The organism is Streptomyces sp. NBC_01261, assembly GCF_036226385.1.
Classification (GTDB): domain Bacteria; phylum Actinomycetota; class Actinomycetes; order Streptomycetales; family Streptomycetaceae; genus Streptomyces.
Genome location: NZ_CP108463.1, coordinates 2,816,038 through 2,830,252 on the forward strand (window position 1 = coordinate 2,816,038; position 14,215 = coordinate 2,830,252).

Below are 14,215 nucleotides of genomic sequence, written 5' to 3' on the forward strand. Positions count from 1 at the left end.
CGTCCCACAGATGGAGCACGCCCCCATGCCCGACACCAGCAAGACCACCCCCACCCCGGAGCCGATCCGCGTCCCCGACGAAGACCTCGACGACCTCGCCAGCACCCTCGCCAAGACCATGGCCGAGGTCAGGCAGCACGGTGTCATCCTCGACCGCCTCGGCTCCGAACCCGATCCCGAGCCCGCAGCATCCCGGCCGGAGGACGGCGCTCCGGCGGCAGAGGCAGCCGAATCCGAGCGGGCGGACGGCCCCACCTCGGTGTTCATCCTCGCCCTGGGCGGCGAGGCGTACACCGTCGAACTCGCCGCCCTCAGCGACTGGGTGAACTACCTCTTCCTCCCGGTGTACGGCCGAGAGATCAGCACGAGCCGCCCGTGGTGCGCGCAGTGGCACGAACACCCAGAGGCCGTCGCCCGGTTGCACGCCCTCTGGCTCGCCTGGCAGCAACTCACCGACGCCGAGGCCGGCCTGTCCGGTCCTTCGGCGTGGCACCGCGACCACCTCGACCAGACACTGGTCCACCTCCGCGCTCCCGACGGCCCCTTCGCCGCCTGCACGACGAGCCCGACCCGGCCCAACCACCGCGTGCTGACCACCCCCGCGCCCGAGCAGTTGGGACTGGCGGCATGAGCGACGAACCTGCTTTTGGGCCCTACGACTTCGAGCCCACCGACGCGAACTCCGGGAAGGTAGACGAAGGGTTCTGGCCCGGCAATCCGGCGGCCGATGAACTCGACTTCCGTCTCGACGACTTCGAGCCCGCCGACACGGCCTCCGAACGCGCGGAGGAAGCGTTTTGGCCCGGCGACCTGACGGTCCTGGCCAAGCACCACACCACTCCCCACGGCTCGCACAGCTTCGTCGTCGCCCACGACCGATCCATCACCTGGGGTGTTCCCGGCGAACCGCAGGTAGCAGCGATCATGGTCGCGCGGGATCTCAGCCTGAACACGTTCACCTTCGAGTCGAGCCATCACGCAACCGTGGCCTTCGCGCAGAACTGGCTGATCGAACGCGGCTGCCCACCCGAGCAGATCACCCAGGTCGGCGGGAACTTGATGAAGCCCGCCGACGATCTCACTGTCCGGATCGAGCAGCAGATACGGGAGTCGGGCGCCCGCTACGAGGTCCTCGACAGCCAGACCTCGGACTTCGACCCATGTGAGACCTGGACGCTGACCCGGGACTCCAGCGCTGCTCAGGCACCGATTCAGGTCTTCCTCGAAGAGGGCGACACGGACGCCCACACGTACACGATGCGCGAGGGCGCCTTCGGCGACGAGGACGCCGCCCGCAACTGGCTGGACGACCGCACCAGTCCTCTGCCGCAGCCGCCGGAATACCGCGACGAGGCAGCCGCCCTCCGAGCCGGTGTTGCCCTCACCCGGTCGGCCGGCGTCTCCGCACTCCCGAAAGCCGACCTCGATGCCCACCACGTGCCGCCGACAGAAACGGCCCGGCAGCCGGGTTCTCGGAGGTCGATGTGAGCCGCGCCCGCTTCGCCTTCGCCGCGCACCCGGACGCCATCGCGGACCTGCGTGAACTCCCCGACGAGATAAGGGACTTGGCGCTGCTGGAACTGCAGAACCTGGTCCACGGAAGCGACGACTGCCTGCCGCTGAAAGGCCGCCTCGCCGGTTTCCACAAAGTCTACGTCGACCCGTCCGTCTCCTACCGGATGGTCATCCAGTTCCGCCCGGCACCGCCCACCTCGACCCACACGCGCGAGATCTATCTCGTCGCCGCCGGCAGCCGACAGGACTACGAGGTCTACCGCTCGGCCCACCTCCGCACCGCCCCACAACAGGACACCACGACAGCCTCCGCCACCGAGGCCCGCGTCCAGGCCGCTCGATCCCACTCTCCCCACGCGGTCGATCAGCCGACGGCTGTCCCTCCATCTCGTCCAACGGCGGCTCAGCCAGCTGTCACCGCGTCCCGAAAGGCTCCCCAGCGATGACCGCCCACCGCGCCCCCATGGCCCGTAGCGAACTGGCGGGCCTCCTCACCGATGCCGCACAGAGCGTCTCCGGGATCCTCACCACCGAGTACCCGACGGCCGTCAGCCGCTCCTACCTGCACCCCGCGCTGGGTGCGCTGTCCGCCGGACCTCGGGTGGTCTGCGAGCTGAACGACCGGTTCGAAGGCTTCGTGGCCGACGCGCCGCTCCCCACCACGCCCGCGGGTCTCTTCACCCTGGCCTCCTACGCCTCCGCGTTGGGGTGGCTCACCGAATCCCTCGCCGAACTGACCACCTCGGTCGACCAGATCTGCACGCGCGTGGGCATCCCCACGCAACCGCCGGAACCGGCCTCGGCAGCGCCCGCAGGCAATAACGTTGACCACGAGTCCGAATTCGCCTTCAACGCAATCGAGTTGGCGGCGATCCGCACCGCCGCCGAAGCTGCCGGCCTGCCGCCGGGCGACTACGTCGAGGTGCTCTCCGAGTCCCTGCTCGCGGCCTCCCGGATCACCGACGCCTGCATGGAGATCTCCAGCGGTCTCCTCGACGACGCCGCGTACGTCCTCGGCGAGGCGACCGCCCACGTCCGGATCGGCGACGGCCCCGACAGCCTGCCCACCCTGGTCCGTTCGCTGCTCGCCCGGATGGAGGCCGCCGAATGAACCCCCACGACGCGACCAAGCAGCCGGGCGCCCACCTCGTCGCCGAGATGCTCGGCGACGAGGACCCCTGGACCCTCAACATCGCCTACCGGCCGGGGGATCCGCTGTACCGCGCCTCGACGCTCGTCATCGGGGCCGCCCACGAACTCGACGAGCTGCACGGCCGGGTGACACGCGCGACCCAGGCCGCTCTCGGAGTACTCGAACCCGTCGGGCGAGGCGAATTCAACGGTTCACCCAGCTCGTACACGCCGCTGCGGTCTACCGTCGCGCAGATCGGTCGGCTCGTCTCGGCGCAGAACGCGGCCTACGAGCGACTCACCCAGTCGATCTTCGCGTACCGCCGTCTCCTCCCCGAGCCGGACGCTGCTTCGCCCGCAGACGCAGCGGCACGCGACCTGGACAACGGACAGGTCTCCGGCCGCGACGATGACTGGGCCGTGTCCGCTGATCTCCGGCTCAGGGCCCTGGAAGCCGTCGAGGCCGGCGGACTGCGGTTCCACCAGAGCGGGGTCTACGGCTACATCTCTCTCTCGGACGAGCGCGGCGAGCGCCCCTCCGACAGGGTCTGGCCCGAGACCGTCCAACGACTGGTCGCCGACGGGCTGTTGGACCGGGATACCAGCGAGGGACTGTACCGGCCGGGACAGCTCCTCTCGCTCACGCCGAAAGGCGAAGCGGCCCTGCGAGACGCACGTACAGCCACGCCGCGCGTCTCCGCCGCCCTCAACCGCAGCAGCACCACGACGCTCCCCGTCGCCGCCGCCGACCCGTCTGTCGTACGCGCGACAGACGCGGCCACCAAGCCTTCCCGCTCCCGCTGATTCCCCCAGAAAGAACCTCCCCGATGTCCATCCCCGTACAGCCCTCCGCGTTCTCGATCGGCTCGATCGATGCCCAGCGTGTCGAGGACGCGCTGTCCTTGATCGCACCGAGGTGGACGATCTGGTCGGCGCAGACCCTGGCACAGCAGGGTCGCCCTATGCGTGTGGGTGAAGTCGCCGCCCAACTCCCTTTCATCAGCGAGGCGTTCGTCAGCAAGCGGCTGGCTCAGATGCACGCTGACGGGCTGGTCGTTCGAGTCGGCTACCAGCGCGGCGCTCCGTACCAGCTCAGCGCATTCGGCGATTCGCTCTCCTCAGTCCACGACGCCCTGTCGAGTTGGTCCCAGGCCCATCTGTCACTCGGGAGGATGGCTGGTGCCGAACGGGTCGAGAATGCCGTGCAGCGTCTCTACCTTCGTCATTCGACCGCCGTGATCCAGCTCCTCGACGCGAACGGCCCCATGCGGTTCGGCCACATCTCCGAGGAGACCGGCCTGGACAACGGCTTCACCCGGTATCGACTCAACCGGCTTCAGGCCGACGGGCTGGTCGCCCGTACTGGTCCGCGCCACGGTGACCCGTACGTCATGACCGATGCCGGGCGGGCGCTGGGCCCCGTCTACGAGGCCGTCGAGTACTGGAACAACCCCGTCTCCGTATGGAGGAACTCGGCGCCCCCGGCCCCCATCACGACTGCCAACCGGACTCACGCCGACGTCCCGCTAGGGTCGGACGGCGTCCGAACCGCGGCGGCCCTGCGCCGGAGCGCCCCAGCGGCCAACGCCCTGTTCAGTCACGCACCGCAGCCGCAACCGCGGCCGCCGGCGACCGTCACCACCCGGTCATCGCTCTCCCGAAGCCGGTGATCCAGTTGACGCTGAGAGTCAGCCGCTTCTCCCCGTTGCCACGGCGCCCGCGTGCAGTCCGGCAGGCCAACCCCCTGCGCATGCGGGCGCGTTGCCCTCCCACGCCCCGGAGTCCCGACGATGAGCACCCAACTGCCCTACGACCAGAACCACTTCGAAGACGTACTGGTCAGCCCCCGATACCTGGCCGGCTCCAACGGGTCCGGAGGAGCCGGCTTCGCCCCCGTCGCCCACTGGCCCCACCACCACCTCGACGAGGGACCCTGCCAGCTCCTCGTCACCTCGCCCGACCAGAGGATCCGTATCGGCTGGTTCGGCGACGACTTCGAACTGTGGAAGATCACGGCATCCGCGGAGGCCGTCTCCGCGCCCCGCTGGACGGCGACCTTCAACCATGTCACTCCGGCCGAGATCGTCGCCGGTCTCACCACCGCCCTGGCTCACGACTACGCCGAAGCCGATGCCTACGAGGGCAACGGGCGTTTTCTGGCGAGCCCGTCGTTGTACTGGGCCGACGCCGTCCGACCGCTGACCGAAGCCGGCTGGCGTCGTGAGGCGGCCGAGCGCGGCACCGTCGAGATCGTCGCCCCCGACGGGCAGGCAGGCGTCCTGATCGACAACCGCCTCTCCAGCTGGGACGACGAAACCGTCACGCTGTGGGCCGGTCCACCGGGCTGGGGCACTCGTGCGGAGGCGGTCTTCACCGCCCGCACCCCGTCCCACCTGATCGCCGCGACGGCAGCCGCCATGACCGATCCAGCCCCGGTGATCCGTGAGCGGCACCAAATCTCCCGCGAGGTCCAGCACTTGGTCACGCTCACCCCCGTCGGCCTGACCGTCCCCCAGATCTCTCGCGCTCCGACCCCACTCGACGTGCGCCGTACCGCTGTCGCCCAGGCCGTCCACCGCGCCGCACGCACCCCGCAGACAGCCGCCGGCCTCCGGATCATGGCCGCCCGCAGCCGCACCGCGACTTCGGCCCAGATCCGGTCGAGCAAGTCCGCGCACAGCCCGGAGGCCCTGCGGCCGGCCATCTCGCCCGCCCAGCGCCACAGCCGCTGATCCTCAGGGCTCCGAGGCCACCTCTGACCGCAACAACACCCCCGAATGCCGGGAGTTCCGCCATGTCCGACGCCACCGCACTCGACCAAGCGACCGCCATGATCGAGAAAGCCTGGGGCCGCCCCATCGAAGACCTCGAAGCCCTCGCGGTCCGCCGCCCCAACAACGACCCTCTCCTTCGCTCGGCCATGCACATCCGCTCCGCCCTGGTCATCACCGACAGCGCCGTGGCCGTGCACCAGGACCGTCTGCACGCTCTCACCCGGCCCGGCCACGTGCCGGCCTTCTACGAGCTGGAACGGATCACCAGCACGGCGGCGGACCTTCGCATCGCCCAAGCAGAGAGCCGTACGTCCTTGCAGGCCATCAGCCACGTGATCGAAGCACGTGAAACCGCCGCGACCGCGGACCGGACTCCAGCAGTCCGCCTGGCCCAGGCCGCTGTCGCCCGCTCCGCGCACGCTCCACGCGCCCTGGGCCAGTCGCCCGATCAACCCGCGCCTTCAGCCGTTATCGGCCCGCCGGGGGCCGGACTGGGGCCGCACCGCTGACCGGTCAGGCGCCGTCCCCGTCACGGTGGCCATCCCACATACGGGACCCCACCACGCGGGCCAGCTCCTCCAACGTCAACTCGACGCGACGCCCGTCCGCGATCCGGTCCTCCAACTCCCCGCCCTCGTCCGGCCGTCCGTCGGACTGCGCACCGACAGCCCACTGACCGTCGGCGACCATCACGATGTCGCCCACCGTCCACGGCCTCCCGGCGGCGCGCATCTTGCGCTCCAGCCCGACGCCGTCCCAGTGTCTGCTCGCCACCCCTGCTCCCGCCTCGTCCTGCGCGACCCATCGCCGCAACCCACGTACGACAACTGCGTCCGCCGATCCATTCCCGGGTCACCGGCCAACTGCTGACGGCTGCCAGTTCGCCCACGGCAGACGTCGCACCCCGGGAAACGACTACGCGCTTCGGCACACCGCATGTCAACGTACGGGTGCTGGAAAAACCGCAGGTCAACGAAGGGATCGTCCAACCGTGACCGCCTCCGCCACCCACCTGCCCGCTATCGTCCGCCCTGCCGTGGAAGAACGCTGCCGACTCTCCTCCGACCACTGCGCGGACCCGGTGCTCGAACTCCTCCACGCCCTCGGCTGGGCCGTCGTCGACACCCCGCAGGCCAATGTCCACGCGACGAGCCCCGACGGCCGTGTCTACGTCGGCTGGCTCCCCGAGGACCCCACCGCCTGGCAGCGCGGCATCGTCTGGCAGGTCCGGGTTCAACCCACCGAAGGCGAGCCGTGGGTCCAGGAGTTCGGCCTCCACACCCCCTCCGAGGCCGTTGCCGGTTTCCTCACCGCGCTCATCGCCACCCCCAGCCGCTGACCGCGCTACCGACCCCTGTCTCGGAAGGCCCCCTTGGCACACCGCGCCCCGCTCACCAACCACCACGCCGACGGCACGCTCTGCCCGGCGGACCACAAGCACACCAGTTCCGGAAAGCCGCTCCACCCCGACTGCCCCGGCCGCGCGTACACACAGGCCATCTGCTCGTGCGGCGACTGGGAGATGAAGCAGCCCGGCAAGGGCTACGTCAACGAGAGCCGAAAGCGACACCTCGCCAGCCACACCCAGGGCCCGAAAGTCCTTCGCGATCTGCTTCGCCTCGACGGTTCCTGACACACCATCACCAGCTCCGCCTTGCCATCCCGTACCGATCCCGGAGGTTCCGTGCCCCACTACCTGACTGTCGGCCACCTGCTCCGCCAGCTCCAGAACCTCGATCCCAACCTGCCGATCCGCCTCGCCATCAACCCAGACTTCCCCTTCACCCACTACGTGGGAGTCGAGGTCGTCGTCCGGGACGGCAAGGCGTTCATCGCCGACGACGGCCAGGAGGACTACCTCCCGGTGGCGGTCAGCGATGCCCTCGCCTGGGCCTGACCGAGCCCACCAACACACGCCGGAGGCCCCTATCCCGTCGCAATCCCGCCCATCGCATCTCCTTCCGCTGGACCGTCTCGCCGTACAACCCATACCGAGCGGCGTACGCGGCGCGCTGGTCCAGCGCGTCTCCGCCCTCCCCGACGGACCATTCGACGTCACCTGGCTCCCCGCCGAAACCCCGAGACTCCCCCTCGGCCGCATTCGCCTGCACTGGGAACCAGCCTCCCTTGCAGGCTGGGACGTCACGGCCCATCTGGGCCTGGCCACCACCGAAGTGCATCTCGCCTCCTGGCCCACCGCCCCGGACGACTGGCCACGCCTCGTCCGCCCGACCCTCCACGAGGTGCTCGGCCTGTGCGCCGCCCTCGCAGTCGCGACCGCCGCCCTCGACCTCTCCAATCGCCTCGCCCAGGTCTGACCGAAACCGCAGAAGGCCGCCCCACGCCGACCAGGCAGGGGCGGCCTTGCCGTACGCCTGTTCGCCGATGGACAAGGAAGGCGCAATGGTCGGCGGTCCGCCAACCCTCGGGATAGCCGAAGTTCGTCGCTGTGGGCCGAGGAGTCCGGCGTAGTCCCTTCCAGTACGAGATCACTCCGTCCGGCTGACCGGCTCCCGTGCCCGCCCGTAGGCTGCGGCCATGACGTCCGACTCACCGATGCCGTCCCCGCCGTTCCCCTCGCCCGACAACGGTGTGCTCCGGGTGGTCGTCGGCAACGCCATCGCGTCGGTCCGCAACGGCGAAGCCTCGGTGGAGGAAGCGATCCTGCATGCAGCCGTCCTCGGCTGGTACGAAGGCCATATCCAGGGCGAGGACGCGTGCCCCGGCTGCGACTTCCGGGGTGGACTACCCAAGCAGGGCAACCGCACCTGAGCGCAGCTAGATTCCGGACCCCGCACCTCGGCCAATCGTCCGCGCGACCCGCCGCACCAGTGTGGTCGGCTTCAAGTTCCGTTCCACCCGGAGCAGGTAGCTGACGGGCGAGCCCGAGAGCTAAGCATCTCGCGTCTCCGCCGTGGATTGGCGCAGAGTGGCGGCCGCGACCGCAAGGGCTCCTGCGGCGATCGGCACGTTGCCTACCCAACCGCTCGCCGCAGCGGCGAGAGCAGGCACTTCGAACTTGTAACTCAGCGCGCTGTAGAAGGTCTTGAGGTGGAGGCCGTTCATGGCCTCGCGCAGTTCCTCAAGCGGCACCGCGATGCTCTCGTCGAACTGCAGCCGAAGGTGGTGCTCGAAGGCCGCCCGGTCTTCGATGCCGGCCACGTGCTCTCGGAGATCCGTCGCAGCGTTGTCGACTGCTTGGGTGAAGGCATTGAATTCCGCGCGATGGTCCGTACGCAGTTGGATGATCTTCGACACCGGCACCGATCGCAGACCGTCCGGGAGCAGGTGCCATCCTGGCCGGCCGCCGGACGGAACAGGCGTGCGGAGCCGACGTTCTTCAGCCTCGGCAGCAGGTTGAAGCCGAGCATGTGAGCGAAGGCGAACCCGACGATGGACGCCCCGTGGGTGTCGGTGTACTGCCGGTCGATCTCCACATCCGCGCAGTGCCGTAGCACGCCCGGCCTTTGCGGTGGGGCCCGCACCATTCGGCACGGGCCCCACCCAACAACTACGACGTCATGAACGCAGGCGCCTCCAGAGGAACCAGCACAGCGTCGCCGCAACCACCTGCGACAGGGTCATAGCTGGAGACAGCCCAGCACCGACCCCCAGCGCAGCGGAGTATCCCGCCGCATAGGACCCGGCCAGGGCAAGATCCACCCGCTTCGACTCTTGTGGTCCGTCGCCAGGACTTGACGACGGAGTGATACTGGACATGGGTCGACTTTCCTCCTTCACATGGTGGGTGTTGATCTGCCGCCGCCTTCAGTGCTTCTTTCCAGGGATTCGCTGAGGCGGCGGAGCTGTGTCGAGACGCGGGCGAGGCAGCTTCTGCGGTCTAGCTGCGTGGCATCGTGCTGGGGTTCATGGCCCTTCCGCCTGTTCGGACAAGAGATGTCCGAAGGCGCGCTCAAGGTTCGCCACCCGCTCCTCCAGAGTCAGCTTCGTCGGGTGCCTCTCGGCGCGCAGGTCGCGAGCCTCATCGAGTAGCTGGCGGTCGACGCCTCCACCGCTGTGGCGTTGGGTTGAGTCTTGGTGCCGCAACCAGTCGGCGAGGAGCTTGAGTGTGAGTTCGCGAACCCGAGGGTCGCGGTTCCTGCACTGGTCCAGAAACGCAGTGCGGTCGATGTCGCGTTCGCGCCCCTGGCTGGTGCGGTACAGGGTCACCAACCAATCACTGGTCGACTCGCACGTGTGGGAGGGTGGTTGCACCCAGTGCGAGAGACGGGCGGCGCGGTCGCCGGGGGAGCCGGACAAGGCTGCCGTCGCGTTGTTCAAGTCGGCGAGCAGCGGCTGTCGTTGCACGATCTCATTGGCACCGTGCCAGGCGTCCTCCAGCTCGTCATACGCCATCGTGAATTCGACAAGTTCGTCGCGCGGGGAGACAGGCGCGGTGGGCTGGACCACGTTCGACTCTCGCCACTTGGCCACCGTCGAGCCCCAGCGTTTCTGGGCGGCGGACTTAGACACGCCGCCGAGAATGTCTCCGATGACCTCCCAGGACGTCCCCTTCGCCCTCTCGGCGATGACGGCCTTCTCCAGGAGAGCCTCCGCCGCGCTGGCCAACTGGGCTGCTTGGGTGAGCAGTTGGCCTGGAGGGCGGTTCTCGGCCCCCAGGCGCGGATTAGTGTCTGCCTCCTCCGGGGAGGCCGAGTTGTAAGGCACAGCCAAAGAATGACGCTCGCACTACCAAACGTCAACCCGGCCTCTACGTAAGGTTTCCCTAAGCTCGACTCACCCGTGCCGGGGGGTAGATCGAACCGGGGCGAGGCGGCACAAGGTAGCGGGGGTTCAGCCCCAGCGAGCCGCACCCGAGAGCCGCGATCGGTCTGCTCGTCGAGGCCGCGGGCTACCAACTGCAACAGACAACCGCTGGTTCTGGGCCGGGTCTCCAAGAACGATCTTTTGGAGACCGGCCCCATGGAAGAGTTCTCGCTTCCCGAGGACATCACAGCCCACAACGACGAAGAGCTGGACGCCCTCCTCGACGGTGCGATCAACGCGTTCGACGCCATGTCGCGCAGCAGCACCGTCACCACCGACGACCTGGCCCGACTCCGCGAACTGGCCACCGAGGTCGAGAACATCCGCGCCGAGAAGGCAGAGCGGATTGCGGCCGCACAGCAGGCCGCAACCACGGCCGAGACCACCGAGCCGGCCGCCGTCGAGCCGCTCACCGAAGCCGAGCCCGCCAAGGAGACCGCCACCGCCACCGCGGTGGTCAAGAACCGCGCTCTCGACCTGTCCCGCATCCGCGCTCACCAGCCGCGCGCACTGCCCTCCGACCCGAACCCGCGCCCGGAGATCACCGCCTCCGTCGACGTCCCCGACTACGAGCCGGGCCAGGCCCTCGCCATGGCCGACGTCACCGAGGACATCATCCGCCGCGCGAAGGCGTTGAAGCCAGCTGGTGGAGCTGGGGCCGCGAGGCGAGAACGTAGGCCCCCATTCGGCTGGGTCCATCTTCCTGGGCGTCCGGCCGGAAAGGCGACAGAAGCCCTCGCGCTGGCTGCGTGGGGAGCTTCTCTCCTCGGTCAGGGCTGCGCCTGGTGGTGTCGGGCGGTTGTCGGCAGGACTGGCCTTACTCCAGGTAGGTGCCGGCGAAGGCTCCATCGAATCCGAGCGCGGCGAGGCCCTGCTCGACGCTGGGGTACGTCGTTCCGTCCGGGATGGCGATCAGGGCGTCGAAGTCGGTGCGGCTGATCTCGGGTTCGAGCCACTGGTTGCTGCACCGGCAGACGATCCAGACGTTGCGGCCGTGGTTGATGAGTAGCCAGTCGCGCCGGGCGCGGCAGGCCGTGCACATCACGGGGATCCCGCGCAGGGCGAGCGCGCGGGGGTGGCCGAGGCAGCGCGTCGCGCCGGGGCCGTTGGGCGGCTGGGTCTCGTACGCGAGTTGGAGCAGGGGATCGGTGTCGGCGGGGACGGCGGGGAGCACGGGGGTCGGCTCTGCGGGGCGGTGGGTGGTTCTGGGCACGAGCGTCATCTCCCGGTCGGGGGCCTTATTTTCATCCGTAACAGCTGGTGGAACCGGCTGTCCAGGGGTTTCGTGGCGTCGGTCAACCTGGTGAGCGGCCTGTCCGACTCTGGTCAGCGGTGTGGTGGGCGGTCGCGCGGGTCGGAGGTGGTGGGGCGGGCTGCGGGCGTGGGTGTCTTCTGGGTGCTGGTGCGGTTGGTCGAGGTCTTGGGCTGGCCGGTGTCGGCATGCGGGCGGTGGGTCGTTTCGGCGGGGTGAGCGGGGAGCTGGGCGAGGCGGCGTAGGCGCCAGACCAGGACGTCGTTCACGTCGTCGGCGGTGTCGAGTTCGCGGAGGTCGATGGCCTCCTGGAGAAGGGTCTTGGGGTCGTGGCCTGCTTGCTCGGCCTCGGCGAGGGTGGCGGCCAGGGCGTCGGTCTTCGACGCAGTGCTGTCTGCTCGCAGTCCACGCTCCGTCAGGGCTGCGTGGATGGTGGTCTCGTGGGTTCGGCGTTCAGCTTCGGGCAGGGCGCGGCCTTGGTCGCGCAGTGTCTGCATGGGGGTGGCGGCGGCCTGATGGTAGGCGGCTCGTAGGTGCTCGGCGGTCTGTCGGGAAGCGTGGGCCTGCTGGGCGTGCCCGCGTGCGGAGTGCCAGCGGGCGGCGGCGAGAGCGACGAGGACCAGGGTGGAGACGAGCATGGCGGTGGTGCCGCCGTCCTCGCCTCGGCCAAGAGCGTTGCCGGCCTGGATGATCCCCCGGGCCGCCGAACGGATGGCCCTCGTGTCGGCGTACTCCGCTCGGATGCGGCTGCGGGTGGCGCGCTCGAACGCGCGGGATGCGGCAGCCAGTTCGGCGCGGGTGACGGCCGAGGAGGTCTGCGCGACCGCGTCCAACAGTTCACCAACGCCTACGAGTTGGGCTGTGGCTTCGTCGTCGTCGGTGTCGAGGAGGATGGCGGCGCGTTCGGCGATGCCGGTGGCGTTGCGCCGTTCCCGGGCGGACTGCGACCAGTCCGCTCGACCGCTCGTGGATACCGAGGGCGTCGTACGGTCGGAGGTGGCGTCGGCCAGGCGACGGCGGATCTTCGGCAGGGACAGGTCGGGGGCCAGGGTGGAGCCCGCGAACCAGATGGGCTCGCGGTCGCGGTTGCGGTCGCCGGGGAGTGCGACGTTGTAGCCGAGGGCGTCACCGGACGGGGCGTATCGCATCTTCACGCGCAGGCCCGCCTCGCGCAGCCGGGTGAAGAACTCCTCCTCGGTGGCGGCTCCAGCGAGGGATTGACGGACGGCTTCGCGGAGCGTTTCGCGTGGAGCCTCGGTGCGGCCGGTGCGTTCGGCCTTGAAGCGTTCGGCGCTGGTGGGGGTTTTGGCTCCGGTGCCGTCGCCGGGCTTGAGCCGGCGCAGGCCCATCTCCTTCTCGATGCGGCGGCATTCGGCCTGGGCCTTCTTGAAGTCGTAGTTCATCCTGGGGCGGCGCAGGTCGCCTCGGACCATGGTGGCCAGGATGTGGATGTGGTCGTCGGCGTGCCGTACGGCGACCCAGCGGCAGCCGTCGGGATCGCCTTCGGGGGCGAGGTTGACCGCCTGGACCAGTCGGCGGGCGACGGTGTTCCACTCTGCGTCGGTCAGGGGCCGGTCGCCGGGGTCGGTGCGGACCGAGCAGTGCCAGACGTGCTGGGCAGGGGCCTTGTCGCCGGCCTGGTTAACGCGCAGGTCCAGTGCGGCGGCGAGGCGGGCGAGCGTGACCTTGGGGTCGGGGCTGGTGTCGCGTCCGGGGTCGGGCGCGAAGCCGTCCCAACTCCCCACCAAGTGGGCGTCTATGTGTTCGTCACGCTTGCCAGGGCCGTACAGATAGACCAGCAGACCGTAGGTCCGCGAACCGCGCCGGATCTTCGGCACCATCAAAGTCGCTTCTTCACCAGGGCGTCAGCCGCGTCGTCGATACGCGCCAAGAGACGGATCAGGATCGCGAAGGCGCGGTCGAGTTCGCCGGGACGGGGCTGGCCTCCGGCGTTGTAGACGTAGGCGATTTGGTTGATGTTGTTGCCGATGCGGGAGAGGGCGGTGCGCAGGGCGGCCAACTCGTCAATAGCGGTGTCGAGTTGTTCGTTGGTGTACAAGGTGGAGGAACCTCGGGCGGCGGCGAGGGCGGTTGCGGCGAGGAATCGGGCGACGGTGATGCCGCGCTGCGTGGCGGCGAGGACGATCTCGGCATTCTCGGTGTCGGAGAGGCGCGTGGTCGTCTTGCGGGTGCGCTGACTCGGGTTGCGGCTGCGGCGGCGCGGCGTGCGGTCGGGGAAGGCGGGGGTGTTCGGGCTCGGTTGCTCGCGGTCGTCTGCTTCTCCCCCGGCGACGGGCGCCCCCTGGTGTCCGTCGTCCGGTTGGTCCCCGTGCGCCCTCGCTCGGGGACCAACCGGACTTCCCCCGCCCTCCTGGGCGGGGGCAAGTGCGTACGACGGGCCGTAGGACCGTCGTAGGCGACAACTTGCTCCGCCCGGAGCCGTGTTGGGGTCACGCTGCTGTCCGGCCGTGGTGGCCACAGGGTCGTTGGCGGTCACCGGCGCGTCTCCGGATTCTCCTGCCGGATTTCGCGGACGAGTTCCTCGATCCAGTCCATGGCCAGGACCGGGTGGTGCAGGGTCCAGGCGCGGCTGTCCCTAGTTCGTTGCACGGTCCAGGTGGTATCAGGGCCGGACTGGGCGCGGTAGAGGTGACCGTGCTGGTGCAGGACGGTCAGCCAGGAGTCGACCTCGGCGGGTGTGGCCGGGTGAGTACGCATGAAGTGTGCTCCGGTTCGCTTCTGGAGGATGTGGGGAGCGTGGCCGGGAGCGGGTGAC

At 69.4% G+C, this 14,215-nt stretch carries 21 protein-coding genes and 1 pseudogene; 13 read left to right on the forward strand and 9 right to left on the reverse strand.

Annotated elements, in window-relative coordinates:
- Positions 1-25 precede the first annotated feature (25 nt).
- The 8 genes from OG226_RS12195 to OG226_RS12230 all read left to right on the forward strand — a co-directional run bounded on the left by OG226_RS12195 (position 26) and on the right by OG226_RS12230 (position 5,929).
- Positions 26-631: a DUF4913 domain-containing protein gene (locus tag OG226_RS12195; protein ID WP_329348917.1), complete on the forward strand. Its 606-nt coding sequence runs from the start codon at positions 26-28 to the stop codon at positions 629-631.
- Entirely contained in the window at positions 628-1,488 is an 861-nt protein-coding gene (locus OG226_RS12200) for a glycosyl hydrolase (protein WP_329348918.1), read from the forward strand. The genes OG226_RS12195 and OG226_RS12200 overlap by 4 nt, the downstream gene beginning before the upstream one ends.
- The gene (locus OG226_RS12205) at positions 1,485-1,961 is read left to right on the forward strand and encodes a hypothetical protein (protein WP_329348919.1); all 477 of its coding nucleotides are present in this window, start codon (positions 1,485-1,487) and stop codon (positions 1,959-1,961) included. The genes OG226_RS12200 and OG226_RS12205 overlap by 4 nt, the downstream gene beginning before the upstream one ends.
- Complete coding sequence (locus OG226_RS12210) at positions 1,958-2,626, forward strand: hypothetical protein (protein WP_329348920.1); 669 nt, start codon at positions 1,958-1,960, stop codon at positions 2,624-2,626. The genes OG226_RS12205 and OG226_RS12210 overlap by 4 nt, the downstream gene beginning before the upstream one ends.
- On the forward strand, positions 2,623-3,450 hold the full coding sequence (locus OG226_RS12215; protein WP_329348922.1) for a large ATP-binding protein: 828 nt from the start codon (positions 2,623-2,625) through the stop codon (positions 3,448-3,450). The genes OG226_RS12210 and OG226_RS12215 overlap by 4 nt, the downstream gene beginning before the upstream one ends.
- Positions 3,451-3,473: 23 nt before the next feature.
- The gene (locus tag OG226_RS12220; RefSeq protein ID WP_329348924.1) at positions 3,474-4,316 is read left to right on the forward strand and encodes a winged helix-turn-helix transcriptional regulator; all 843 of its coding nucleotides are present in this window, start codon (positions 3,474-3,476) and stop codon (positions 4,314-4,316) included.
- A 120-nt stretch (positions 4,317-4,436) separates the two neighbouring features.
- Positions 4,437-5,378 carry a DUF317 domain-containing protein gene (locus tag OG226_RS12225; RefSeq protein ID WP_329348925.1) on the forward strand — a complete coding sequence of 314 codons (942 nt, stop codon included), beginning with the start codon at positions 4,437-4,439 and terminating at the stop codon, positions 5,376-5,378.
- A 62-nt stretch (positions 5,379-5,440) separates the two neighbouring features.
- Positions 5,441-5,929 (forward strand): hypothetical protein, encoded by a 489-nt coding sequence (locus OG226_RS12230; protein ID WP_329348927.1) that lies wholly within the window; start codon positions 5,441-5,443, stop codon positions 5,927-5,929.
- A 4-nt stretch (positions 5,930-5,933) separates the two neighbouring features.
- Here OG226_RS12230 and OG226_RS12235 read toward each other — a convergent pair whose 3' ends face one another.
- Positions 5,934-6,152 carry a hypothetical protein gene (locus OG226_RS12235; protein ID WP_329353376.1) on the reverse strand — a complete coding sequence of 73 codons (219 nt, stop codon included), beginning with the start codon at positions 6,150-6,152 and terminating at the stop codon, positions 5,934-5,936.
- Between the two features lie 259 nt (positions 6,153-6,411).
- On the opposite strand from OG226_RS12235, the gene OG226_RS12240 reads away from it, so the two are divergent.
- The 5 genes from OG226_RS12240 (at position 6,412) to OG226_RS12260 (ending at position 8,192) form a co-directional block, all read left to right on the forward strand.
- Positions 6,412-6,759 (forward strand): DUF317 domain-containing protein, encoded by a 348-nt coding sequence (locus OG226_RS12240; protein WP_329348928.1) that lies wholly within the window; start codon positions 6,412-6,414, stop codon positions 6,757-6,759.
- A gap of 33 nt (positions 6,760-6,792) precedes the next feature.
- Entirely contained in the window at positions 6,793-7,053 is a 261-nt protein-coding gene (locus OG226_RS12245; protein ID WP_329348929.1) for a hypothetical protein, read from the forward strand.
- A 51-nt stretch (positions 7,054-7,104) separates the two neighbouring features.
- Entirely contained in the window at positions 7,105-7,317 is a 213-nt protein-coding gene (locus OG226_RS12250) for a hypothetical protein (protein ID WP_329348930.1), read from the forward strand.
- Positions 7,298-7,738, forward strand: coding sequence for an esterase (locus OG226_RS12255; protein WP_329348931.1), 441 nt, complete (start codon positions 7,298-7,300; stop codon positions 7,736-7,738). Before OG226_RS12250 ends, OG226_RS12255 begins: the two co-directional genes overlap by 20 nt.
- A 220-nt stretch (positions 7,739-7,958) precedes the next feature.
- Positions 7,959-8,192 carry a hypothetical protein gene (locus OG226_RS12260; protein ID WP_329348932.1) on the forward strand — a complete coding sequence of 78 codons (234 nt, stop codon included), beginning with the start codon at positions 7,959-7,961 and terminating at the stop codon, positions 8,190-8,192.
- Positions 8,193-8,312: 120 nt separating this feature from the next.
- On the opposite strand, the gene OG226_RS12265 is transcribed toward OG226_RS12260, so the two are convergent.
- The 8 genes and pseudogenes from OG226_RS12265 to OG226_RS12300 form a co-directional block, all read right to left on the reverse strand.
- A complete protein-coding gene (locus tag OG226_RS12265) occupies positions 8,313-8,708 on the reverse strand; it encodes a DUF6236 family protein (protein WP_329353377.1) in 396 nt (131 codons plus the stop codon).
- Positions 8,709-8,725: 17 nt separating this feature from the next.
- Positions 8,726-8,908, reverse strand: a pseudogene (locus OG226_RS12270) (Tn3 family transposase); the annotation flags it as partial.
- A 379-nt stretch (positions 8,909-9,287) separates the two neighbouring features.
- Positions 9,288-10,088: a hypothetical protein gene (locus OG226_RS12275; RefSeq protein WP_329348934.1), complete on the reverse strand. Its 801-nt coding sequence runs from the start codon at positions 10,086-10,088 to the stop codon at positions 9,288-9,290.
- Positions 10,089-10,214: 126 nt separating this feature from the next.
- Positions 10,215-10,685 carry a hypothetical protein gene (locus OG226_RS12280; protein WP_329348935.1) on the reverse strand — a complete coding sequence of 157 codons (471 nt, stop codon included), beginning with the start codon at positions 10,683-10,685 and terminating at the stop codon, positions 10,215-10,217.
- Positions 10,686-11,004: 319 nt separating this feature from the next.
- On the reverse strand, positions 11,005-11,409 hold the full coding sequence (locus OG226_RS12285; RefSeq protein ID WP_329348936.1) for a hypothetical protein: 405 nt from the start codon (positions 11,407-11,409) through the stop codon (positions 11,005-11,007).
- Between the two features lie 104 nt (positions 11,410-11,513).
- Positions 11,514-13,280 (reverse strand): relaxase/mobilization nuclease domain-containing protein, encoded by a 1,767-nt coding sequence (locus OG226_RS12290; RefSeq protein ID WP_329348938.1) that lies wholly within the window; start codon positions 13,278-13,280, stop codon positions 11,514-11,516.
- On the reverse strand, positions 13,280-13,936 hold the full coding sequence (locus tag OG226_RS12295) for a MobC family plasmid mobilization relaxosome protein (RefSeq protein WP_329348939.1): 657 nt from the start codon (positions 13,934-13,936) through the stop codon (positions 13,280-13,282). Before OG226_RS12295 ends, OG226_RS12290 begins: the two co-directional genes overlap by 1 nt.
- On the reverse strand, positions 13,933-14,157 hold the full coding sequence (locus tag OG226_RS12300) for a hypothetical protein (RefSeq protein WP_329348941.1): 225 nt from the start codon (positions 14,155-14,157) through the stop codon (positions 13,933-13,935). The genes OG226_RS12295 and OG226_RS12300 overlap by 4 nt, the downstream gene beginning before the upstream one ends.
- Positions 14,158-14,215 lie beyond the last annotated feature (58 nt).

Bases quoted from the DNA above. Each gene is read 5' to 3' on its own strand.
- OG226_RS12285 (WP_329348936.1), bottom strand. From the start codon at position 11,409: ATGACGCTCGTGCCCAGAACCACCCACCGCCCCGCAGAGCCGACCCCC.
- OG226_RS12195 (WP_329348917.1), top strand. From the start codon at position 26: ATGCCCGACACCAGCAAGACCACCCCCACCCCGGAGCCGATCCGCGTC.
- OG226_RS12230 (WP_329348927.1), top strand. From the start codon at position 5,441: ATGTCCGACGCCACCGCACTCGACCAAGCGACCGCCATGATCGAGAAA.
- OG226_RS12200 (WP_329348918.1), top strand. From the start codon at position 628: ATGAGCGACGAACCTGCTTTTGGGCCCTACGACTTCGAGCCCACCGAC.
- OG226_RS12300 (WP_329348941.1), bottom strand. From the start codon at position 14,157: ATGCGTACTCACCCGGCCACACCCGCCGAGGTCGACTCCTGGCTGACC.
- OG226_RS12235 (WP_329353376.1), bottom strand. From the start codon at position 6,152: ATGCGCGCCGCCGGGAGGCCGTGGACGGTGGGCGACATCGTGATGGTC.
- OG226_RS12255 (WP_329348931.1), top strand. From the start codon at position 7,298: ATGCCCTCGCCTGGGCCTGACCGAGCCCACCAACACACGCCGGAGGCC.
- OG226_RS12220 (WP_329348924.1), top strand. From the start codon at position 3,474: ATGTCCATCCCCGTACAGCCCTCCGCGTTCTCGATCGGCTCGATCGAT.
- OG226_RS12215 (WP_329348922.1), top strand. From the start codon at position 2,623: ATGAACCCCCACGACGCGACCAAGCAGCCGGGCGCCCACCTCGTCGCC.
- OG226_RS12225 (WP_329348925.1), top strand. From the start codon at position 4,437: ATGAGCACCCAACTGCCCTACGACCAGAACCACTTCGAAGACGTACTG.
- OG226_RS12260 (WP_329348932.1), top strand. From the start codon at position 7,959: ATGACGTCCGACTCACCGATGCCGTCCCCGCCGTTCCCCTCGCCCGAC.
- OG226_RS12210 (WP_329348920.1), top strand. From the start codon at position 1,958: ATGACCGCCCACCGCGCCCCCATGGCCCGTAGCGAACTGGCGGGCCTC.
- OG226_RS12290 (WP_329348938.1), bottom strand. From the start codon at position 13,280: ATGGTGCCGAAGATCCGGCGCGGTTCGCGGACCTACGGTCTGCTGGTC.